Annotated in this window: 23 protein-coding genes; 2 read left to right on the forward strand and 21 right to left on the reverse strand. The window is 36.0% G+C overall.

Annotated features, from left to right (window positions below):
• Positions 1-40 precede the first annotated feature (40 nt).
• The 16 genes from P0N36_RS02305 to P0N36_RS02380 all read right to left on the reverse strand — a co-directional run bounded on the left by P0N36_RS02305 (position 41) and on the right by P0N36_RS02380 (position 19,580).
• Positions 41-2,281, reverse strand: coding sequence for a vWA domain-containing protein (locus P0N36_RS02305; protein WP_275841200.1), 2,241 nt, complete (start codon positions 2,279-2,281; stop codon positions 41-43).
• Positions 2,282-2,298: 17 nt separating this feature from the next.
• On the reverse strand, positions 2,299-3,426 hold the full coding sequence (locus P0N36_RS02310; RefSeq protein WP_275841202.1) for an S-layer homology domain-containing protein: 1,128 nt from the start codon (positions 3,424-3,426) through the stop codon (positions 2,299-2,301).
• Positions 3,427-3,692: 266 nt separating this feature from the next.
• On the reverse strand, positions 3,693-4,160 hold the full coding sequence (locus P0N36_RS02315) for a methylated-DNA--[protein]-cysteine S-methyltransferase (protein ID WP_275841203.1): 468 nt from the start codon (positions 4,158-4,160) through the stop codon (positions 3,693-3,695).
• Between the two features lie 15 nt (positions 4,161-4,175).
• Complete coding sequence (locus P0N36_RS02320; RefSeq protein WP_275841205.1) at positions 4,176-4,565, reverse strand: response regulator; 390 nt, start codon at positions 4,563-4,565, stop codon at positions 4,176-4,178.
• Positions 4,566-4,622: 57 nt separating this feature from the next.
• Entirely contained in the window at positions 4,623-6,911 is a 2,289-nt protein-coding gene (locus P0N36_RS02325; protein ID WP_275841206.1) for an ATP-binding protein, read from the reverse strand.
• 9 nt (positions 6,912-6,920) lie between these two features.
• A complete protein-coding gene (locus P0N36_RS02330; RefSeq protein ID WP_275841207.1) occupies positions 6,921-7,397 on the reverse strand; it encodes a chemotaxis protein CheD in 477 nt (158 codons plus the stop codon).
• 3 nt (positions 7,398-7,400) lie between these two features.
• Positions 7,401-8,411 carry a protein-glutamate methylesterase/protein-glutamine glutaminase gene (locus P0N36_RS02335; RefSeq protein ID WP_275841208.1) on the reverse strand — a complete coding sequence of 337 codons (1,011 nt, stop codon included), beginning with the start codon at positions 8,409-8,411 and terminating at the stop codon, positions 7,401-7,403.
• A gap of 15 nt (positions 8,412-8,426) precedes the next feature.
• Positions 8,427-9,242, reverse strand: a complete 816-nt coding sequence (locus P0N36_RS02340; RefSeq protein WP_275841209.1) for a CheR family methyltransferase — start codon at positions 9,240-9,242, stop codon at positions 8,427-8,429.
• A gap of 56 nt (positions 9,243-9,298) precedes the next feature.
• Entirely contained in the window at positions 9,299-11,032 is a 1,734-nt protein-coding gene (locus P0N36_RS02345) for a HAMP domain-containing methyl-accepting chemotaxis protein (protein ID WP_275841211.1), read from the reverse strand.
• A 12-nt stretch (positions 11,033-11,044) separates the two neighbouring features.
• Complete coding sequence (locus tag P0N36_RS02350; RefSeq protein ID WP_275841212.1) at positions 11,045-11,542, reverse strand: chemotaxis protein CheW; 498 nt, start codon at positions 11,540-11,542, stop codon at positions 11,045-11,047.
• 18 nt (positions 11,543-11,560) lie between these two features.
• Complete coding sequence (locus P0N36_RS02355; protein WP_275841213.1) at positions 11,561-13,660, reverse strand: chemotaxis protein CheA; 2,100 nt, start codon at positions 13,658-13,660, stop codon at positions 11,561-11,563.
• Between the two features lie 18 nt (positions 13,661-13,678).
• Positions 13,679-14,035: a response regulator gene (locus P0N36_RS02360; protein WP_275841214.1), complete on the reverse strand. Its 357-nt coding sequence runs from the start codon at positions 14,033-14,035 to the stop codon at positions 13,679-13,681.
• Positions 14,036-14,085: 50 nt separating this feature from the next.
• Entirely contained in the window at positions 14,086-15,339 is a 1,254-nt protein-coding gene (locus tag P0N36_RS02365; protein ID WP_275841216.1) for a sensor histidine kinase, read from the reverse strand.
• A 369-nt stretch (positions 15,340-15,708) separates the two neighbouring features.
• Complete coding sequence (locus P0N36_RS02370; RefSeq protein ID WP_275841218.1) at positions 15,709-16,101, reverse strand: response regulator; 393 nt, start codon at positions 16,099-16,101, stop codon at positions 15,709-15,711.
• Position 16,102: 1 nt separating this feature from the next.
• Positions 16,103-16,723, reverse strand: a complete 621-nt coding sequence (locus tag P0N36_RS02375) for a TetR/AcrR family transcriptional regulator (RefSeq protein WP_275841219.1) — start codon at positions 16,721-16,723, stop codon at positions 16,103-16,105.
• 292 nt (positions 16,724-17,015) lie between these two features.
• Positions 17,016-19,580: an HD domain-containing phosphohydrolase gene (locus P0N36_RS02380; protein WP_275841220.1), complete on the reverse strand. Its 2,565-nt coding sequence runs from the start codon at positions 19,578-19,580 to the stop codon at positions 17,016-17,018.
• A 434-nt stretch (positions 19,581-20,014) separates the two neighbouring features.
• On the opposite strand from P0N36_RS02380, the gene P0N36_RS02385 reads away from it, so the two are divergent.
• Both P0N36_RS02385 and ansA read left to right on the forward strand, forming a co-directional pair.
• Entirely contained in the window at positions 20,015-20,671 is a 657-nt protein-coding gene (locus P0N36_RS02385) for a DUF2179 domain-containing protein (protein WP_275841221.1), read from the forward strand.
• Between the two features lie 33 nt (positions 20,672-20,704).
• Positions 20,705-21,718 carry an asparaginase gene (gene ansA, locus P0N36_RS02390; protein ID WP_275841222.1) on the forward strand — a complete coding sequence of 338 codons (1,014 nt, stop codon included), beginning with the start codon at positions 20,705-20,707 and terminating at the stop codon, positions 21,716-21,718.
• A 146-nt stretch (positions 21,719-21,864) separates the two neighbouring features.
• Here ansA and P0N36_RS02395 read toward each other — a convergent pair whose 3' ends face one another.
• From P0N36_RS02395 to P0N36_RS02415, 5 genes are all read right to left on the reverse strand, one after another.
• On the reverse strand, positions 21,865-22,182 hold the full coding sequence (locus P0N36_RS02395; RefSeq protein ID WP_275841223.1) for a hypothetical protein: 318 nt from the start codon (positions 22,180-22,182) through the stop codon (positions 21,865-21,867).
• A gap of 10 nt (positions 22,183-22,192) precedes the next feature.
• On the reverse strand, positions 22,193-22,534 hold the full coding sequence (locus P0N36_RS02400; RefSeq protein WP_275841224.1) for a hypothetical protein: 342 nt from the start codon (positions 22,532-22,534) through the stop codon (positions 22,193-22,195).
• A 173-nt stretch (positions 22,535-22,707) separates the two neighbouring features.
• Positions 22,708-22,962, reverse strand: coding sequence for a permease of phosphate ABC transporter (locus P0N36_RS02405; RefSeq protein ID WP_275841225.1), 255 nt, complete (start codon positions 22,960-22,962; stop codon positions 22,708-22,710).
• Positions 22,963-23,046: 84 nt separating this feature from the next.
• Entirely contained in the window at positions 23,047-23,664 is a 618-nt protein-coding gene (locus P0N36_RS02410) for a GGDEF domain-containing protein (protein ID WP_275841226.1), read from the reverse strand.
• A complete protein-coding gene (locus P0N36_RS02415; RefSeq protein ID WP_275841227.1) occupies positions 23,651-24,025 on the reverse strand; it encodes a hypothetical protein in 375 nt (124 codons plus the stop codon). Before P0N36_RS02415 ends, P0N36_RS02410 begins: the two co-directional genes overlap by 14 nt.
• Positions 24,026-24,311: the final 286 nt, after the last annotated feature.

The raw sequence follows: 24,311 nt of genomic DNA on the forward strand, positions 1-24,311 counted from the left end.
TTATTTATACTAAGGTATGGTTAAGCGTCAAAGCTATGTATTATAGTAGGTTTGGTAATTCATCCATTCTATTATTAATTCTTATTACAATAACTGTTTCATTGCCACCTTCGTCTTTTGCATACACAGCATAATAACCATTTTCGGTTACATCAAATCTTTCATGAAGGTATTCGTAGGCATTTATATTAGGCGCAAAATTATCGATAGCATCAATCTCTGCCTCCGTCATCTCAACCATTAGACCTTGATTGCTTCCAATCAAACCACTAAAGTCGGATACATCAGCATTGGTTATACCATCAGGTAGCTTCATATAGTGGGTCTCAACAATTCTAGAACCGGTTCCGTTACTTTCAACATAGACTGGCATAGCTGAACCATCTAATACAAAACCTTTCATATGATCGTATTTTATGATCGGCGGCGTGTTATCCGCTTCAATACTTTTTTCATGATACAGGTTACTTGTATTTCCGAAGGCATTTTCTACACCGATTTCAATCAGATTACCACCCTCCACTAAAGGTAGGCTGTGTGAAGATTGACCCAGTGCATCGATAAACCCATTGGTTATAATATTTACCTCATTGACATCGATTTTGCTAATAGTACTGTTAATCTGAGTTTGTAATACCAACTCTGAATGCACTTGACTCCCAATAGATAAAACTGTAATAATTGGAACTGTTTCATTGGTTACATTGCCATATGGATCTGTTGCCCTGACCTTTAGATAGGTTCCTATGAGCTGATTTCTAGTCATATCAAACGCATTCTCACCTTTTGCACCTGCAAGTGTGAATAAGAGCGTATCGTTGATGTCGTATACTTGAAGACTCGCATTAATATTAATATCAATGGTCAAAATGTAGTTTGATAAATGCTCTTTTGTATTGGACAAATTCACATTCATATTAGGGACTTGCGTTTCTGTTACAATCATCTCAAGTTCCGCAAATCCTCTGATTTTTTCCTCACCATCTAAGTCTCTATAACGGATAAAGGATTTCTGCCCTTCACCAAGGACGTACTCACCCGGCGTCTTAGCCTTTAGGGTTATGGTGAACTCCATCGGACTAGCTACAAAATGTGTTCCTGCTGAATTCAGATTATAATTGATGCTACCGAACTGACCTTTTACTGTATTATTAACTTTCTCCATGCTTGAAGGATAACTAACAATCTCAAAACCTTCATCAAAAGTCTCTTGGAAGTAGACATTTTTCAGTGAAAAATCACTGCTGATCTGTTCGCCAAGTTCATTGTAAATATCTTCCAAAGCATTACCCGTTAATGCTTTTTTATAAGTTCCACTTGCTGTATCAGATATAGCTCTTAAAGTATTGCCAGCATCATTATCTGCAAATGCAATAAAATAACTTTGAATATCAAGGTTACTGTTTTTTATCAGTCTTCCTATATTTTTTCCATAATTAAGGGCATTCCCATCGTTGTCACTATTTCCGGTCCCACCTAGTTGTATGCTTAAATTAGTTTCAGTATTGTAATAATATGAATAACCATTGCTTACATAGTATGAATAGTAGGTTGGTACACCGTCAGTCATAAAAATAAAATATTTTTCCGAATCACTATTTGTATTCAAAGCCTTGAAGCCTTCGTACATTCCTAAACCGATATTGGTTCCGCCATTTGCACTTAGGCTATTAACCGCTGAAACCAAGTGGTTATAATTGGATGTGTTGTCTATAGGAAGTAAAACACTATTATTTCCGTCTTTAACGGATGTATATGTATTATATTCAATTATACCAACATTGGTATTTGGTAAGCCTTCCAATTGTTTCAGAAAATTTTTAGCTGAATTTTTTGCCAATTCCATTCTAGATGGAATTGTATTATCAATCAGAACACCTTTATAATAACGAACACCCCACCACCAATGGCTTGTTTTTTTATAATCTTCTCTTTTATCTATGTATTGACTATATGATATTTCATACCAATTGTATCTATCATTGCCCTCTATATCAAAAGCCATACTTCCTGAAGTGTCAATAATCAATATTATATCTTTTGGCGTATTATAATCCTCCGGCAACAACATATCTGCCGGAATGTCTTGAGGTTGAAACTTATAAGAGACTTGAAAAGTATCATCAACCAATACTTGTGTCTTGTTTTCAACAATTGTTTTGTTCATATAGATCGGCGCTTCATAGCTAACAGTATTGGCCTGTACCGATGCACCCATACTAACAACCATCACCATTACCAAAAGCATACTCATCCATGATTTTACATTTATTTTTGTCATTATAGCCCTCCTTCTTATCATCGCGCTACATCATGGAATTTGACGATATATACATCATCTACCGTATCATCAAAATATCCCATAATTTGATAGGTTTCTCCAATACTTTCTTCGAATCTTATTCCATTGTTCCTTAGTCCCTTTATGCCATCTTCGATTCTTCCTAGGACAAAATCATTGCCGTTCATTGCTTTTAGTAATTCTTTATATAATGTCTCTAGACTTGCATCTATGTTTGTCTGACTATTAAGTTCCAAAATAATACCTCTTGAGTCTCGAACCATATAAATCGTGCTGTTTCCACCAATACTTAGCAAGGCGGAACGATCTGATACATCAACAATTCTTACTTCCTCCGAGTCTTCTAATCCCAACAATACGGTTGCTGTTTCTTCGGAAAACTGTCTCGAAAAAAGTGTGAGGTCAAAAAGGTCTCCTGCTTCTTTAAGTACCGTGCTATCGGTATTGTTTTCATCGATCGTTATTTGTCCAATAGAAGGTGCATTGATGATCTGTTCCTGATTGGCCAGTCGGTACATCAGTAAAATGGCTTCTTCTAGTGTTGTGGTGCCTAATGGTCTTATAATATCCAGACCGATCTGATCTTTACCGACACCTTTCATAATATCGTTCTGATAACAATAGTCCACTGCCTTTTTTGCCCAGCTACTGATGTGGATTCCATCAGAATATTGGGTGTCTGCTTGAATAAGAGTATCATCATCAAGAGCTAAGACCTTCATAAGTTTATACACAAGGCTTGCTACCTCTTGGCGCGTAATATTGGCATCCGGCTTAAACAATCCGTTACCATACCCATCAATAATCTTAAAACTATAAGCTTTTAATATTTCACGCTCATATGGATGTCCTAATATGTCTGAAAAGGCATATTCTGATTCTAGTATAATATCTCTGCCTGTTTTTTCTACAATCGATAATGCTAAGAGTACGTACTCATAACGTTTGATTGGCTGACGATAGCCTTCCATTAGGCTCTCATGAATGAGTCCATGACCAATCGCTTCATTGACTTCAGTTATTGCCCAATTGCTTGGTGTACTTTCATTGCCAAGAATAACCGTCGTTGTCATAGCTAGCAGCATTAAAATTCCTACAAATGGTTTTAATATTTTCCTCAACATATAACCCTCCCTCAAGCTGTTTACAAATTATCCGCCAATAGTACTTATGCCTGCAAAATGCGTCTAAAGCACTATAGATTTAATTAATTATAACATAAATTATTGTAAGTTCATAGGTCCCAGATTGAAGAATTTCATGTACATAACCCTAATAAAAAGGTCCGTTGTGATGTCTTTACATTAAAAAAATACCAAAGCGTAAAGCTTGGATATTTTTTATTCAGGCTACAATTAAGGGTCAAAACTTAGTTTTGACCCTTATTCAATTATTGGCTACTATATTTCTTTTCATGATCAATGAGCCATGTTTTTCTCCAGATACCGGCTGCATATCCGGTCATCTTGCCATTGCTACCAATAACTCTGTGACACGGTACTACAATAGCCAGTTTATTTTTGTGGTTGGTTCCACCAACGGCACGATACGCTTTCTCATGTCCAATGTTTTGTGCAATGTCTTTGTATGTAGTCGCTTTTCCATATCCTATCTCTGTAAGTGCCTTCCACACCTTCATCTCAAAATCTGTACCTTCTAATACTATAGGTAAATCAAACTCTTTTCTTTTACCTTCAAAATATTCAACCATTTGCTTTTTTGCTAATTGAAGTATTGGTGTTATGTTTTCAGGTATTATTGCACTTTCTACAAAAGACACGCCTGCAATGGTTTCATCCTTTGCTTCTATCATGATTAATCCAATAAGCGACTCATAATAAGCAATATTTAAGTTCATTGGTCGGCTCCTTCTTTAGCTTATCAACTGTAGGTTTTTAATAACATCAATAAGTTTCTCTATATCCAAGGGTTTGGTCGCATAAGCATTTGCACCTTTTATAAAAGCATCATCTACCACTTCTGTTTCACCAAGGGCCGTTGTCATAATTATTTTAGCTGGGTTCTTGATTTGATTTTGAATCTCCAAATCTCGAATGGTTTTTAATACTTTTACGCCATCTACCTTAGGCATCATGATATCCAAGCAAATCAAGTCATAAGGTTCATGGTCTTTTAAGGCTAAAAGGAAGGCATCAATTGCTTCAAGCCCATTAATCACCAAATCACAGTCACCATAATCGGACAATATTTTCCACATGAGTTTTCTACTGACCACATCATCTTCTGCTATAAGTATTTTCAAATCACGTCACTCCCCATATATTCTTTTTTATTCTCTATACTATAAGATTACTACATTTTATTCTAAATCTAAAGCTATTTTTTCTATTAGGTCTAAAATATTTTCCCTTTTTCCCTTTCGTGCTTCCATTACCAGTTTAAATGCCAATATCCTTGAATCTTCTTTCTTCATTTTTTCAAAATAATCAACCAAGGTCTGAGCATGTATGGTAATCTCATCGATGGCTTTAGCTTCATACAGGCGTCTTATTTTCTCTAAGATGGCTTCTATTGTTGGGTCTTCTTCGATCATAGTCTCGTCATGTTGAACAACCAATGCTTCATTGTATCTACCATCATAAATAATCCTTTTATCACCGGACAATAGAGACTCTACCACCTCAGATATTTTCTGAAGCTGAATTGGTTTAGTCATATATAAATCAAAGCTATGTTTCATAATCACATCTCTGTCTTCCTTTAATGCTAAGGCTGTTAATGCGATAATAATTGGCTTTTTGCCTTTATCGTTTTTTCGAATGATATCAATGGCCTCCAACCCACTCATAACCGGCATCTGAATATCCATGAAAATCACATCATAGGCCGAAGTATTTTCTACTATATCCACACCCATCTTCCCATTTTCTGCTATATCTACTATATGACCGTCAAGTTCTAGCTGTTTGCAAATAATCCTACGGTTAATATCATCATCTTCAACCACCAAGATTCTTCCTTTTTTATGACTACTCATAGATGTTTCCTTCTTGTTGTAAGGCTCATGCAAGGTTTCTAAATTTCTATAATTAGCCTCTACATCCTGTCCCGAATCTGTCTCAACCTCAAAAGGTATGCAGAAATAAAAATCCGAACCGATGCCTTCTTTTGATTCAACGGTTAGATTCCCGCCAAATAGTTTAATGATTTTTTTGGAAATAGTTAAGCCAAGGCCTGTACCACCTTTTTTTCTTGTGAAAGAACCATCGGCTTGGGTAAAGCTTTCAAACAAATTCGTCATAAATTCTTCGCTAATACCAATACCGGTATCTTTTACATGTACATGCAATTCTAATTTATTATGCCCAGTCATAGAAAAACGATACTGCATTATGACTTCTCCCTCATCTGTGAATTTGATGGCATTATCCACCAGATTGGTCAACACTTGCTTTAGCCTCACCCTATCACCAATAACCCTACCTATGGATGTGGGACATTTTTGTACACTAAGCAGTATGTTTTTCTCTTGGGTCTTAAATAGATTTTCTCTATAGACTTCATCAAATAGACGATCTATGTAAAAAGGCTTCATTAGTAAAGTCAGCTTACCTGCTTCAATCTTTGAAATATCTAGAATACTGTTGATAATATTAAGCAAATTCATACTGGATGATTTTGCTATATCAAGGTTATCAATTAATGATGCATCTGTTAAATAGCGTCTCGTAAGATCCACCATACCAATGATACCATTTAAAGGCGTCCTAATTTCATGACTCATATTGGACAAAAATTCACTTTTTAAACGATTGGCTTCTATGGCATCATCTTTTGCCTTTTGTATTCTTTTTTCATAATTAACTTGTTCCGTTATGTCTTGAATGATAATTAAGGTCTGTATTTCATCGTGACTCATGATTTTTACAAATCCCAGTTGATAATCTCTGTAAATATTCTTGTCAAAAATAGTATGTTTAAACTGTAGCCTATTGGTTAGATAGTCTTGATTGTCTTCATATAGAGCATAAACACTTTGTTTCATTTGACAGTCAGCACATCGTTCACTTAACCCACATAGTTTATCCTTGGCATTTGAACACTTTAACAAGTTCCCTAATAGTTCCTCACCGGCTTGTAAGTGTTTCACATCAAAGTTATGAGAGATGTATCGGTTAATCTTAACAACCTTTCTTTGCTTATCCACAACAACAAGACCTAAAGGTAAAGCATCGTTGATGATTTCTAGGTTTTTTTTCTGCTCAATATGATCATTTTCAAGTTCTATTAAATTCGTTACATCGCGAATACTAAGCACCACTTGGTATTGATTTTGAACCTGTATGCGTGTGATGCTGGCCGACATATATCTTTTACCTATTTGGGGCACATTAATATAAGCGCCTCTCTCAAGCCCTCTTGTATTTCCAGAAGTTTTAACTTCTTCAATAATACCTCTAATGATTTCTCCCTTTTCATCTGTTTTCACCGGAAAAAAAAGGGAGATATCTTCAAGTTCTTTAGGTCTACTACCAATAATCTCTATCGCTTTTTTATTAATATACTCAATCTCATTAAAGGCGCTAACCGTAATGACACCGTCACCTAGGGCTTCCAAAATATTATAGTAGTCGAGTTTATTTTTCATATTTATCACCTATAAAATCATATTTTGCCGTTTGACATGTACGTGACCATTTGAGACCTTAACTGTAACTGTCCGGCTAAAACGCTCACCGGTTTCTGTATCATCCATCTTTAAACCATAGGCCCTAATTAAATGCCTCACCATAGCTATGTTCTTTTGTCCGACTAAAAATCGATCTGTCTCTTGGCTTGATACTGCACCGCCTACCAGTTTTATCTCTAATTGGCTTTTGCTACAACCTAGCTTTTTTAAAAAATAGTTTACCATAAGGGGCACTATATCCGATGCAAAATAACCCGGCTTCATTTTATAAAGAGCCTGATTTCTAGTACTTGAATTTTCAGGAAGTACTATATGAGCCATTGCTGTATGTTTTGCATGATTACAATGAATGATTAATGCAACACAAGATCCAAGGGCATGGGTGACAATGGTTTCACTCGGATCGTTGGATATTACAACTTCACCAATACCTACATTTAACATATATCACCTCAAGTATTTCATCATATAGTGACCCATTAGATCTAAGGACGTCTGCTTAGTTATGCCATTTAGTTCATAAGCCACCTTTGGCATACCATATACCACACTGGATGCTTCATCTTGGCCTATGGTAATAGCACCTTTTCTTTTCATAGCTGTTATACCTTTTGCTCCATCATACCCCATACCTGTGAGTAAAACACCCATTGCACGACTACCTACTTGTTCTGCTATAGATAGGAATAAGACATCTACGGAAGGGCAATGTCCACTGACTTTTTCACCAAAATATACTTTCAAACTGTAACCAGCGCCACTTTTTTTGACTTGTATGTGCTGATCACCCGGCGCCAGATATACATGGTTTTTCTTGATGATGTCGTTATTAACTGCTTCTTTGACTGTGAAATGGGTTTGATTGTTTAGCCTTTCTGCAAACATGGCCGAGAAAACAGGTGGTATGTGTTGAACGATAACAATACCCGGCATATCACTAGGCAGTTGCTTTAGTACCTTGAATATGGCTTCTGTACCCCCTGTGGATGCACCAATCCCGATTAAGTCAAACTGTTTTATTTCTTGATGATCATTTTTTTCTACCACTATGGGCTTTTCATTGATTTTGACACTTGCTTTAGAAGCTGCCTTGATCTTGCCTACCAACTCAAGAATAAAACCTTGTACGCTTTCCGGAGAATGGGCACTTGGCTTAGAGACAAACTCAACTGCACCGGCGTTCATAGCATCAAAGACTTTATTACTAACAGCACTTACCACAATAACCGGTACAGGGTATTGTGGCATCAAACGTCTAATGAATTCTATACCATTCATTTTGGGCATCTCAATATCACAGGTGACCACATCCGGTTCAAACTCAAGGATTTTGTCGACTGCGTCATAAGGGTCTATAGCCGTTGCTACTACCATGATGGAAGGGTCTATTTGAATGCCCCTTGATAAAATTTCTCTAAAAACACGGCTATCATCAACAATCAATACTTTTATAGCCATCCTTGCTCATCCCCCTTATACTTTTCTGTAGACCGCCGGCTTAATGTATTTGAACTTGGTGCTTTCTCTACTGATGGATTCTGAATGCCCTATAAATAAGTAACCTCCAGGTTCTAAGGCATCATATAGTTTGCTAATCAGTTGTGCTTTTGTCTCATGGTCAAAATAGATCATAACGTTACGACAAAAGATGATATGGAACTTTTTTTTGAAAGGAAATTGCGGTTCAAGAAGGTTGAATCTACGGAAAATGACTTCCTTTTTTAGGCTTTCTTTGATCTGAAATTGATGGTCATTGATCTTATTAAAGTAGTTTAGTACCCATATCTTAGGCAGAGCGCTTAGCTTTTCTTTTGAGTATACGCCTCTCTTGGCTTCTTCAAGAACACTTAAAGACAGATCCGTAGCCAGTAGTTTTTTATCCCATAAAAAAGCTTCATTTTTAAAATAGTCTGCTAAAAGTATCGCCAGAGTGTAAGGTTCCTCTCCTGAAGAAGCGGCTGCACACCAAACCCGTAAGTCTTTGTTCTGAATGGACCTCTTCAAATAGGGTAACACGTCTTGTGTCAGAAAACTAAAATGTTCTGCTTCGCGCATAAAATAGGTATGGTTGGTGGTGATTTTATCAATCAGACGACTTAGTTCCTTACCTTCTTTGTCCTTCTTCAAAAGTTGATAATAAGCCATAAAACTATTTAAGTTATGGTCTCTGACAATGCTACCCAATCGACCAACCAGCAATGTCTTTTTTTCATCTTTTAGATGTATACCACTATGCTCTTTTATAAAGTCCGTAATAAGTCTAAACTCATCTTCTGATATATGTATCATGCCACACCCACTTATTGAAGGGAGACAAGTCTCCCTTCATAATTTATGATGATTGCTTAATATTTCTCAAAATCCGTATCACTTAGAGTAATCTTTTTGTTTTGTTTTTGGGGTTTTGAGTCTTCACCTTTTTTCATATCTTCTAACATCTTTAGTACATCCGGATGTATATCATCATACCCTTGGTTTCTATTGCTTTTAGCTTGTTTTAGTTTGAACTTTGCCACTTGGGTCTTAAGCATATCCGCTTGACCGGATAGTTCCTCACTGGCTGCAGCGGTTTCTTCTGCTGTTGCACTTGTGGTTTGAACCACATCGGATATTTGCATAATGCCTTGATTAATCTGCTCAACGCCTTGGGCTTGTTCATTCGATGCTACGGCTATTTCTCCAACAAGTTCCGCTGCTTTGGACACACCTTCTACAATCATGTTTAAAGCTTCGGCTGTTTCGTTGGCAAGCTTAGTACCACCTTCTACTTCTTTGATAGAACCTTCTATCATGCTGGTGGTTTCTTTGGCTGCATTGGCTGATCTTGCAGCTAAATTCCTTACTTCTTCGGCTACAACAGCAAATCCTTTGCCATGTTGTCCTGCTCTTGCGGCTTCAACAGCTGCATTGAGGGCTAATATATTGGTTTGGAAGGCTATGTCGTCTATTACTTTGATAATCTTAGATATGTTGTTGGAGGAATCGTTGATGCCTTCCATGGCTTTGACCATACCTGCCATTTGTGTATTCCCTTTTTCTGCATATTTTTGTGCGGAAGCGGACATTTCTTTGGCTTTTTCTGCGTTAGCAGCGTTTTGTCTGGTCTGAGCTGCGATTTCTTCTATAGATGCTGTTAATTCTTCTACTGAGCTTGCTTGTTCTGTAGCACCTTGTGATAAAGACATACTGGAATCAGAGACTTGTGTTGATCCAGATGCCACTTGTTCGGAGGCTGAATTAATATTGGTCATAACTTCATTGATGTTATCCGTCATTCTAAGGAATGCCTCAGCCAATATACCAATCTCGTCCTTGGATTCAACGTGAATCTCAACATCAAGATCTCCATCTGCAATACTTTTTGCTGCCCTTACCATTTTATTAATAGGATTCTTGATGATATTGGATATATATACACCTAGTATAATAGATACAACTACACCTAATACAGATATTGTCACAATTAGCGTTATCGCTGTCGCTACCGCTTCGTCTCCAGCAATATTTGCTTCATCTGCTAAATCAAGATTTATCTCTTCTACTCTTAATAAAGCTTCCTCTGCTGGTATAAATGCTTCTGCCGAAATGCTGTTTGTATTTAGCAAATCATTTAGAAGGCTGTCCTGATTAGTTGCATTCTCTCTAACCGCTACATCATATTTTTCTGAGGCTTCAACGGATCTATCAACTGTAATGCGCCATGCATCCCATAAGGGTACAAATTTTTCCCATTCTTTTGCTTCCTCTTCCGATTGAGGTAAAGGTTCATATATTGCCCAGTATTTTTCGCTTCGTGCAAATGCGTCTTCTATATATTTATACTCTATTGTTCTTTGCTCAACTGAAATTTGAGGGTTCGCTAAGTTTCTAAGTCCTGCTCGCACTGCTGTTTGAGATTCACGAATCATTAAAAGTGCATTCACGCTTGGTAGCCTCACATCTGCTACCTCTTGCAAATGATCGTTTAATGTATTTGTACTTATATATCCCACCACACCGATTGCTCCAGCTATTATTGCAACCGCTATAAAGCCGATAATCAGTTTTACCCCTATTTTTAAGTTTAAATACCATTTCATATGATTCTCCTCCTAGTCGTTTGCATGATTTAATTCATTGACTTCGTTCTCATCCAGTAGCTTTTCACAATCTAAGATTAAGGTTATTTTTTCTTCACTTTTTCCCACGCTTTTTATGTATTTGCGTCCACCGGTATTCAAGTTCGGTGGCGGTACAATGTTATCATCACTTATGTTTAAGACTTCCGCTACAGCATCTACGATGATGCCAATGGACAGTTGTGCCACATCTATGACGATGATACAGGTTCGGTCATTATAATCCTTAGCTTCTTTGTTAAACTTAAGTCTGGCATCCATGACTGGTATAATCTTACCTCTTAGGTTAATAATACCTTTTATAAAATGAGGCAATTCCGGTACCACTGTGATGGGTTGAATGCCTATAATCTCCGTCACATACAAGATGTCGATGCCATAACATTCGTCTCCCAAATAAAAGGTTAAAAACTTGCCCTTTTGGGTGTCTTCTTCTTGTTCATCCATAAAACTATTCATATCTTCATTCATCTTATCACCTTCATCCTTTTATTTTTCATGAACGTTGGATAGTTCGAATTCTCCCACATCCAGTATTAGACTGATACTGCCATCCCCTAGTAAAGTGCAACCACCTAAACCTTTTATTTGCTTATATTTTTTTATATAATTAGGCAACGACTTGACCACAACCTGTTGTTGACCCAGTAATTCATCGGCCATTAAACAACAGCTACGGTCATCTTCCTCCACCATAATTAATATACCCTTTTCATAATCCTGTACATTTGTTTGAAGTCCATAGTGTTCGTAGAGCTTTATGATAGGATAACATAGACCTCTAACCATAATCATTTCTCTTCCTTCAGGGTCTCTTATAATTTCTTTGTTAAGGGGTCTGAAGGATTCCTTTATGGATACAATGGGTATTGTGAATCTGGAGTCGCCTACCTTAACGTTCATACCTTCTATGATGGCTAAGGTTAAAGGTATTTTCAGTATGATGGTTGTGCCTTTACCAAGAACACTGTCTACGATGACAGAGCCGCCAATGCTTTCGATGTTTTTGGCGACCACATCCATACCCACACCTCTACCGGAAAATTCCGTCACTTGTTCTTTCATGGAAAAGCCTGGGTGCAATATTAACCGGTAGATATCCTTGTCATTCATATCCTCTATAGATTGATATATTAAGCCCAGATTATAGGCCTTTTCATAAATTTTTTCCTTGTTTAGACCTTTACCGTCATCTTTGACGATGATCAGTACGTCACTGCCTGAGTTCTTAGCTTCTAGAGTCAGATTACCTTGAGGGTCTTTTCCAGCAATCTTTCTTTCTTCTGCGTCTTCTATGCCATGATCAATAGCATTTCTTATGATATGCATCAAGGGGTCTGCTATTTTTTCAATAATGTTCTTATCTACTTCTGTTTCTTCTCCATATACGTCAAGAACCACATCTTTGGATAGCTTTCTTGTCATGTCTCTAACAATTCGGTGCATCTTCATAAACGTTGTAGACAGTGCCACCATCCGTATGGCCATGACCATATCTTGGAGTTCACTGGATATTTTATGCAGTTGTCTTGAGGCTTTATCAAAGCTCTCTATCTCCAGTCGCACCACTTCCGGATTCTGTGATACCATGGCCTCTGCTATGACCAGTTCACCTACCATGTCCATGAGTTTATCCAGCTTATCTACATTCACACTGATAATGCTTTGGGCTGCTGTCGCTGTGACTTCTTGCTTACTATCTTCTTTTTCTTTTTTATTTTTTTGAATTTCAACATATTTTTTTGAAGTTTCCGGTATCTTGATTTCGTCAGATATCTCTTGGTCTTGATAGATGACTTCAAATTCTTTGAACCATTCCTGATTAGTTTCTTCAAAGTCTAGTTTTTCTAAAAAAATGGTACTATCTAGATATTTCTGAATGTCTGCTTCATGAGCTGTTGATCTGATGGCCATGTGAAAGCCATTGGATCGTATTTCATCAACCGATTGATCGTTGTCTATGATATCACTTGGTTTGTAAAGCACCTCTTCAACCAAATCCACAATATTATGTATGACCGTATAAGCTCTGATGTTCTCCATCTCACAGTTTTTTTTAAAAGTGATTTTGACTTTATAATACTTAGCTTGATCTTCTTTTCTATTGGGACTAATATAGTATTTCTGATCGGCCTTAGGCTTTTCTTTGTCTTCTTTTTTGCTTTTATCAAGTCCGTTATCTTTTTTTAGCTTAACAAGGTAATCATTGACTTTATCAGTTAGACTTGCAGTATCACCATCCGGCCTTTCTCCGTTTCTGATTTTGATCATTTCGATCTTATAGTAGTCCACACTTTCAAGTATACAGTCCACTAAAGTAGCAAAATCATATTCTATGGTCTTGTTTTCCCTAATCACATAGAATATATCTTCAATCTTATGAGCTAATGTACTGATTTCATTAAACATCATCATGGCCGACGAGCCTTTAATGGTATGCATAAAACGAAAGATTTCGTTCATAGCTTCCTCTGAAAATGTGCCTACTTTTTCGCTTTGTATCATCAGTTGCTCAAGGGTTTCTATGATCTGTGACGTCTCATAGACATAAGCTTCCAACATCGGTTCATCAATATATGAATTTTCCAACTCTTCTCCCCCCCTCGTTTATGATTTCATACTCTCCAATACTTCAATAAGTTTATCTTCTTTAAAAGGCTTAACAATAAATGAGTTTGCACCATTCATTACTGCTTCTCGAATGAGTGCTTCCTGACCCATAGCTGAGACCATGATGACTTTTACTGTAGAACTTATTTTTTTTATCTCCTTTAGGGCTTCTATACCGGAAAGGTTTGGCATGGTAATGTCCATGGTAATTACATCCGGTCTATACTTTTTGAACTTATCTACAGCATCTTGACCGTCTTCTGCCTCGCACACAACCTCATAATCCTCTTTTTCAATCATCCTTCTAATCGCGACCCTCATAAAAGACGCATCATCTACAATCATTAATCTCATCGTTTTCCCTCCGTTATTTATATATCTTTGATTTTGTATTATGTTGATGGTTATCGTATGGTATAGACCGGTAGAATCATTGTAAAAGTAGTGCCATAATCCTGAACACTTTCCACAATCAAATCACCACCACAGCACATTAACATCTGCTTGCACATTGGTATGCTGATACTATCACTTTCCTTATAAATATGAATAAAATCATGATGATAAAATTCATTGAATATATACTTAAGTCGGTCTTTCTCAATACCTTCTCCGTAATCTATTACTTTAATCTTCATATAGCTAATCTTATTTTCTCGGTTTCGTTGACTTTGAAGTTTGATATGTACTTTATTATTTCTTGTATGGTTTTTTGCATTGATTACCAATTCTCTGAGGACAGATACTAGCACTTTTTTCTCAATAAAGATTTCTAAATCTTTATCTTCTGATTGTTCAATGCTTATATCCATATCTTCTCCATCAAGGCTCTTTAATTCACTCATAACCAAGTTATAAATATTATGATGGGTGTATTCAAATTCCATCCCCTGTATATCAATGTATTTTGATATCTGATTGATTATATTTCTGGTATGTTTCATCTCAAGAACCATGGCTTCAAATAACTCTCTATTATTTTGACCTACTTCGTTAACATCTATAAGTTGCATCATCCCCATCATACCGTTAAGGGGTGTTCTTAAACGATGGTTGATATCTTTGAGAAATTGATTTTTTAATTGATTGGCCTTGTCCGACTGTTTCATAGCATACTTTAGCTTATTCTCATTGTGAATACGTTCTGTAACATCCATAAATAGTACAGCAAATTCCTGGTCTTCTGTCGGATAGGCTCTAATTTCATAATATTTATCAAAGGTCTTAGAATAGTTGACCATACTTCTGGAAGTTCTTTCAATCGCCACCTCACCATAGATGTCAATCCAGTAATCCTCTGTATTAGGGAGTACCTCTAATACTGTCTTACCGATAATATCCGTTCCTTTAAGGCCCGTGATTTTCTCAAAAGCAGCGTTAACCGCTAAAAATATATAATCTACCGGTTTACCTGAGTCATCTAGAATAATCCGGTGTAGAGCAAAGCCTTCTTGAGCATTCATGAGCAACATATTTTGAGACTGATTCGTATCCGCATAGGCGTTATAAATGTGTTCATCATAGATACTTCTGATGTAGGCCATAGTTATAACAACAACCATGGCAATTATTGAAATCAGTTTTCTGTCAAAATCAACCTCTGATATGGTGGCAAATGGCAAGATAACTATAAGGTAAATATGAATATAATTTTTCATCCTACTTCTACTATATAAAGAATAAAGTGAAATCAAGAGAAGTAGTAAATGACTGGTGATATAAATATCGCTCCTAGAATAATAGGCTATAACTGTGCTGACTATTGTTATTGTCCATAGTAAATGATTTAACCTTAGTTGGTATTGTTCTGTCCAAGCTTTTATAAAACTTGAGCCAAGTACAAGAATCAATAAACTAAAGATGACTATATTCACATAGATATTAAAGAAAAAGTGACTACCACTTGTGGTCCTGTACAAACGAACTAATATAAAATATACAATTATATATACAATATTAATGAATCTTAATGAGCTTTCTCTATATTTCCAATAAGCCACACTTGTACCCCCCATTTAAAAGTAACTCTAAATTAAACTGATTTTTTTTAGAACTTCATCAAATTTCTCAACATCAATCGGTTTCCAGGCGTATGCTTCACAACCATATTTATAAGCTTCTTCAACGGTTTCCTTATCATTTAAAGCGGTGGTCATAATGATTTTAGAAGGCTTCATCCCTTCCTTCATAGAGGTGCTTTCAATCTCTCGTATGGCCTTCAAAGCTTTGATGCCATCTACTTTTGGCATCATGATATCTAAACAAATTAATTCATATGGGTTCTCCATCTCAATGGCATTCATTGCCAAATCAATGGCCTCAAGGCCATTCATGGCCACATCACAGTTACCATATTTAGATAGGTATTTTTTCATAAATAAGCGGCTGGTCAAATCATCTTCTGCAATAAGAATCTTCATATTACATCTCCTCTTTTCTCTCTTCATCTTTCTCTTCTATGTGTTCATTTTCATTACTATTGCCTAAAAGCTTCATTACATAATCCAGAACACGTTCCTTTAAAGAATAATGCATGCCTGTCATACGCCATTCATAAATCTGGGCAAATAAGGTGCCATGTATCATACTAGCCATTTCTTCACTGTTGAATCTACTGTTTTTTAGAAGTGTTTCTTTATTGAGTCTTATTAGGTTTTCTAAAAAACTTATGCGTTTCTTTACAATTTCTTCCATTCTTGTCTTCGTTGTTTCGTGATAATAATATAGATCCATTGAAAACATTACTGTGGTCAGTTCAACGTAATTCTCATAAAACTCAATAAATCTTTTAATATAATACCTAATAACATCATAACCGGATAATGGACTCTCTTTGATGGTGTTGATGATTCTTTCATCATACTGCGCATAGGCTTCCACAATATGGTTCAATATCTCCTGCTTATTATTGTACTGTCGATATAATGCCGGTTCTGTTACCTTCTCAAGTTTTGCGAGATTTTTCGTCGTTACACCATTTACACCTTCACTGTATAACAGATCAATGGCACTGATTAAAATCTTGTCTTTTCTTTTTATCATATTTCACCTCGTTAGTGTTCACTAACCTAGTATAGCATTCATCTAAATTCAATTCAATAGTCAGAAAATATATTTTTAATTTTTAGTATATTTGCACAAGTTCATCTTATAAATCAAGAAAAGAGGCTTCGCCTCGTTATGAGCTCTGCTCATATTTCTAAACGTTCGATAGGAAAGGTCTTTGACGTATATACTAAAGTATAACTTGCAAGTGGCCAGCTTTGCTGGACACGCTCCTTGAGAAGAACAAAAAATAAGACCCCTAAAGGTCTTATTCCTATTGTTGCTTATATTATAGTCCGATATTATGGTCCAAAAAAATGTTAACAATCTCAGGATCAAACTGTGTTCCTGCATGTTTTCTAAGTTCCGCTCTGGCTTCTTTATGGTTAAAAGTCGCTTTGTAAAGTCGTTGAGATGTCATCGCTTCGTATGCATCTGTTACACTTATGATTCTTGCAATCAATGGAATCTCTGTGCCTTTTAGGCCTCTAGGATAACCTTGTCCATCCCATCTTTCATGGTGTGATAATATATCCTCTGCCAATGAAGAATAAGTATCCACGGATTTTAGAATCAAGTAGCCACTTTCAGAATGCTTTTTGACTTCTTCATATTCCTGTTCTGTCAATCGATCTGATTTATTCAACACTTCATCCCTAATAGCAATTTTACCAATATCATGTAGATGACCGGCTGTTACCAGTTCATTTAAAGTCTGAGCGCCTAGATTCATGGCCTTGCCCATTTCTTGACACAAATGAGCAACTTGATCAGAGTGTACTTTTTCTCTTGCGCTTTTCTCATTCAAAGCTTTTATAATGACTTGTATGGTTTTATTGCGCATACTTTGGCTTTCTGTTAGTTTTTCACGGTACATCTGATCCTCTGCACTAATAAAAACATCCGATATCAACTGGTCTTCAATGGTTTTTGTAGCACATCCTATGGATACAGATATGACCACATTATCCATCTTTTGTTCAAGAGCACCTTTACGTATTCGATCTGCTATTCTTTTTGCCTCTCTTGTATCTGTTTTTGGTAATAGAACAATAAATTCATCCCCACCAATTCTGGCGATGATATCATCTAAACGACAGTGATCTTTAATGACTTTGGCCACATGCAATAATAACTGATCACCTACCAGATGTCCAAATGCATCATTGGTTAACTTAAGGCCGTTTACGTCTAGCATCATGACTGATAGTGGTAGATTACGGGGTACATCCAATCGTCTTTGTTCTTCTTCATAAAAACGACGGTTATAGAGGTCTGTTAGTTGATCGTGATAACTTAGTTTTTCTATGCGTATTTGGTCCTGCTTTTGCTCAGTAATATCCCTCACAATAGATAAAACACCTTGATCCATAAACTTAATCATACGCATTTCATAATAATGCTGTTTGCCTTCTATCTCTAAAGCGTATTCAAATCTTTGAAGTTGTCCGGTGTTCATTGCTTGATGAATTGCACGCATACCTATAACAACAATTGACTCAGGCATGATTTCACTTAATGCTTTATTCATAAAGTGTTCTTTTTTAGTATACAGCATATCCTCCTGATTCACTAAACAATCTAAGAAGATACCCTCTTCGTTTAAAATGAAAATAATATCCGGTAGGACCTCAATAATTGCTCTATTTTTTCTTTCACTAACTTCTAGAGCTTGCTTGTTTTCTACCAGCTCATCATTCTGACTTCTTAGTTCTTCTTCCACTGCTGTTAATTGTTGTAACGTAGCGTAAAGGTCTTTATTAGCATTTTTTAAGGCCTTTTGGTTTTTGTTCATTGTTTTAAAATAATCTTCGGTTTTTTCAAGTACTTTATTTGTTGTTGTTCGAAGGTCAGAAAAAGGATCACCTGGTTTTATTGGTAGGCGGTAGGTGACGTTCTTATCCACTGATATTTTTTGTATATCTTCATCCAATTCACTAATTGGGTTAATGACATATTTCTTCTGCAAAATAAAGACGACGAACAAAATTATAGTGGTGGACAAGGCGGTAATTAAGAAGATGGTCATGTTTTGGAGGCGTTGATTTACAAAATCACTCATAGGTGCAAAACCACCAATAACCCATCCCGAATCATCAAAGGTACGCCATCCCACATAGCCAATAACACCATCTAAAGATGTAAGTATAATCCCATTTTTATTTTTTGATAATTCTGTTAAAAGGTCCACTGATAAATCACCTAAAGAAAGGGTTAAATCCGTCATGTTTTCATAGTCCGGATGCAATAATACATTGCGATCATTATCCAATAAGAAGGTATAACTTTCATCTGATATTTTCTGTTCTTCAAGTAAATTCAAGGTGCTTTCAAGTAAACTATCGCCTGCTACCACACCTAATAAACGGTTTTGATGATCATAAACCGGTTTTGCAAGCGTTACAATCCACTTGTCTTTTGATGCATTCAAGTATGGACGGGTTATAATATGCTTATTCTCATTTAAGGCCGCAATATACCAAGGCCTTGCCAGTAAATCAAATGTCGCCGGCGGTATAAAACCACTACCATTGATCATTTTGTTTTCCGGTGTGCCAAAATAGATGGATTGAAATGTTGGATTGCTTGTCATCAAAGCTTGCATAAAATCAATTATTTTCTCTTCATCTTTCTCTATAAGGATAAAGCTTTCCACTGCTTCCAATGCTTTCTGATTTCTCTGTATATGTCCATTGATTTCACTGGCCATATAATCTAATCTGCTATCAATTGTATTTTCCACTTCCATCTTAATAGATTCAATATAATTATTGTACTGAATCCACATGGTTAGGCCGATGATAGCAGCCATTATTATACCAATACTATAGTAATTTTTTATAAAGGATTTCATCTAGTTGCTCCTAAGTCTGTTCAGTTCTTTCTAAGATTGGTTGCAAAAAACCCTTATTCCTTGAACTCTCCCCGTAATATACATCCTAATGATTGATAATTCTTTATGGCTATTGCATCAAAACTAAGTTTCACTAAGTTCACATATATTATATGTCTAGGTTCAACTACACGATTTTGATGCCTTAACCCAATATATAATAATCATTCTATTCTACCACCATCAGATGGCGTAATCAACTTATTTGTAGTTCCTTTTACCTATGCAACACTGATTTTGTATATAAATAGGTCAATGTGCCTATTAATGTGGGCTATCTAGGATTTATCTTGCTGCACCACTGGCAATTCCAAGATGAATGGTGTAAAATGGCAAGTGTCTCACTCAAATCCGAATCCAAAGACACAATCATCCCTGCAGCTTAGGAGGCTATTATGAAAGAAATCATACTAATCCTTATTTTACAACTCTGTTATGTTCCTATGTTGGCACTAAGAACCATTAGTATGGTTAAAAAACTCACCTTACTTACAGCCATATTCGGATTTCTTGAAAGTCTAATTTATGTGTTTGGTCTTGCAATCGTTATCTCTGGTGAACAAAGCATCTTACAGATGCTTGTTTATGCACTTGGGTTTGGATTGGGACTTGTAGTAGGAATACATATAGAGAAAAAAATTGCTATTGGTTATAACACTGTTGTTGTTAATATCAGCCACAAAAATGATGATCTGATTGATCACTTAAGACTTCAAGGGTTTGGCGTCACCGTTTTTCAAGGAGAAGGAAAAGACAGTTCCAGATATCGAATGGATATTTTAACAAAGCGTACGCGTGAACTTGAGCTTATGGGTATCATCGATCATTATGAGCCGAGCGCTTTCGTTATTGTTTATGAACCAACACGCTTTCAGGGTGGTTACCTTGCTGTTATGATGAAAAAACAAAGCAAAGTTTTCCCCAAAGGGTTCATGGGTAAAAAACTTCCTCCAACACAAACGGAAGAAACCTCGCCATCCTGGATTAAGAAAACCGCCGAAGAAATCGCTTTTGAACTTAAAGAGCTTTCTAGTCATGATTCAACAGAATAAAATAAGAAAATAAATATATTCAAGGAGCAAGATATGAATAAAAAAGTATATATTATCTATACCGGTGGTACGATAGGCATGATTAGAACCCAAAAAGGTTATGCCCCCCAAAAAGGTTATATGCAAAAAGAGCTTGATAATATATCAGAGTTAAAAGCAGATATCATGCCGGATTATACTATAAAAGAGTATGAACCCTTGCTTGATTCTTCCAATATGACCCAACAAGAATGGATAAAGATCGCAAAAGATATTGAAAGCAATTATGATGATTATGATGGGTTTGTAATCTTACATGGGACAGATACTATGGCCTATACTGCGTCTGCACTATCCTTTATGCTTGAAAACCTAAGCAAACCGGTTATATTGACAGGGTCTCAGATACCTTTATGTGAGATTAGAAACGATGCCAGAGAAAATATTATTGCAGCGGTACAGATTGCAGCAGAATGTGATGTTCCGGAAGTCTGCCTCTATTTTGGAGGGAAGTTATTAAGAGGGTGCCGAGCGGTTAAAACCAGTTCAGATGCCCTTGATGCTTTTGAATCACCTAATTTTCCACCTCTTGCCATTGCAGGCGTGCACATTGAGATTAATGAATCTCTAATTAATAAGAAAAACGGAAAAAAGATGAAAGCATTTGAGTATGGGAACTATCCAATTACAGATATGAAGATTTTTCCGAGTATCTCAACGGAAGTCATGGAAAACATTCTAAAGCCACCCCTTAAAGGCATTATTATCGAAGCACTTGGAGCTGGGAATATTCCAAGTAGGGATGAGAGACTTGGTTTGGTATTAAAAGAAGCGGCTGATAGAGGGGTCATTATAGTGGTATGTACTCAATGTCTAAAAGGCTTTGCACATATAGGCGAGTATGAAACCAGCGCTTTTTTAGTAGAAGCAGGCGCTGTCAGCGGGTATGATATGACACCGGAAGCTGCTGCGACAAAGCTCTATTACTTAATGAGCAAGGGTTATAATCAGGAAAAAATTAAACATTTGATGTCAGAGAACTTAAGGGGCGAACTGTCAAGAAAATAGAATAGAAACGAAATAAAATATAAACATAAAAAGCAAGGCCTAAATAATACTAATAGCCTTGCTTTAAATAATTATGCCTTATTTTGTTTTTTCTCAACCTCCCATTACTGGTTATAGGGTCAAAACTAAGCATCTAATTTTTTCATTTACTTCTTTTGGTTTTTCTTATCTTTTTCATCCATCTTGTCATTGACTTTCTCAAGAATACTCTCTTTCATATCCGCTGCCTCTTCTTTTGCTTTAGTGACTTTATTCTTCACTTTGCCTTCAAACTCCATTTCTTGATTACCTGTCGCCTTACCAACATTTTCTTTTACGCCACCTTCAATTTTATCTTTTAAATGCTCTGCATCTTTTTTTATTTTTTTTCCTATATCTTTCATAATATGTTCTCCTTTTTTGACTGTTTCGGTTTTAAGTTCCAAATACTCTTTATTATCTTTCTTAAAAGTACGCTTTGCCATGTGAAAACCTCTAGTCTTCTTCTATGTTTTGAGCGTTTAGTAATAACTCCGCTTGGTCAAACAACCTAATCGGCACATATATATCATAACCGTACATGCTACTTCCCATGGCCACTGTCAAGTAATCGCCAATTTGTTCACTCTTCTTAATGGCCGGTATCTCATAGCTGTTCAATAAAGCAATGATGATGTCTGCTTCTTGTAAGGTATAAACACTACAGAGTTTTTTAATCTCCTCTAATTGGTCGTTTCCGACTTCATCTGATTCCTCTTCCACTAGCGTCACTTCACAGTAAGTACAGGTTGTCTTGCCTTTTTCATAGTCACGTTTACATTTAGGACAATAGGGCATGATCTCACTCCTTCTAGAATAATAAGGGGATTCTTAAGATTCTTAATACTATTATAACATACCCCATGATTATTACTCAAACCAACAAAGTTTTTTAACACTAGCTAATCAACTACACTAAAAATAAAAAGCTAAAATCATTTCTGATTTTAGCTAAAGTATATCCATTCCTATTACTCGAAATCTTCAAATTCGTCTATCAACATCGGTACAAATTTCATCATAATTGGTGTCAATGTTACACCAATGACCAATGCCCCTATGATACTATAGACAGTTTTATGCTTTTTAGGTATACAGATCCCTAATAATACACCTACTGAGAATACACATAACTTAATAAGAGCCAAATCTTTCCACGTTGATGCCTTCATATACGTATCTGTAACGGTCATACATTTTTCAAAACATTGTTTACATTTCTCCATAATGAAACCTCCTTATATATTTTATTCGTGGTTGAGAGTAGTTTTGATATAGCATTTATTGTATTGGTATTAACATGGTTTACTCTATTGCATAGTTTGTCTTAAATGAAACTGCTTCTTTTGTACATACATATATTGATCTGCTTTAGATATTAAGCCACCAAAGGAAAAATCATCTTCCGGAAACCGTGCTATTCCATAGCAAAAACTAATATGTATACGTTGTTCTTTATACATTAGGGGATGACCTTCAAAATATTGTTGGATTCTACTAATCAAAGCATCCACTTCTTGATCTTTTAAATCAATGAGTAAAAGTTGGAATTCATCGCCTCCATAACGTGCAAAGCAATCCGTGGATCGAATCTCTTTCTTAATCCCTAAAGCAAAAGTCATCAATAGCTTGTCTCCGCATTCATGGCCATAAGTGTCATTGGTAACCTTTAGATTATTGAGATCTATTGTAACCAGTGTCAATCTCGTCTTATTAAGCTCCGCTTCCTCTAATTTTTTCTCTAAAAACTTATTAAAGTAATGACGGTTATAAGCGTTCGTCAGTATATCATGATGCATAAAATAATTAACCTTCTCTAGAGATTGATAAAGTTTTATAACATTAATCACTTCAAAAGCAAATAACTCAATAATGTGCTTGTCATCTTTGTCATATGCCTCTCTATACTTGCTGTCAATATTGATCATGCCATAAAGCGTGTCTCCCTAACATAACTGGCGTGCTTAATGTCGTGTATACGGCGTCTGAACCCGCTTCTAAGATGGTGTCAATGTTATCATCATGAAGATTCAATCTATCATAGTCGAAGGGATCATCAATAACCACTGTTTCTTTAATCTCACCTTTTGATTCACGATAGAGATATGTCTGGTCCAATCTTAAATAAGTATTCTTAAGAACATCAAAATCATAACCTTGGGCTGCAACAAATCGAAGGATATCCGTCTTGGGATTTAGCAACATGATGCAACCTTTTTGCGCAGAAGGAATGGAAGCTATAGCACTGTCTAGAATCATTTGATATAAATCATCACTATTTGTTACCATAACTGATTTTTGTATGAGTTCAAATAAAATCCTGTTAAGATTTGATTCTTTTTTTGCCTTTTCGAACATGGCGATATAAATATGAAAAAAACAGTAAATAATGATAAAATCAAAAGATAAGAAAATATAAGTCCTACACCAACAGCCACTAGGCTTATTTCAAGACCCATTAATTGTCGGCTACCCATTATTACTAATGTAAAAATAAGATAGAATGACGTTATATAAAAAAATGTCTTATAATATAAACGTTTATTCAATTTATTTCTCCTTACCCTTTTCCTAT

Source organism: Petrocella sp. FN5, from assembly GCF_029210395.1.
In the GTDB taxonomy this organism is placed as follows: Bacteria; Bacillota; Clostridia; order Lachnospirales; family Vallitaleaceae; genus Petrocella.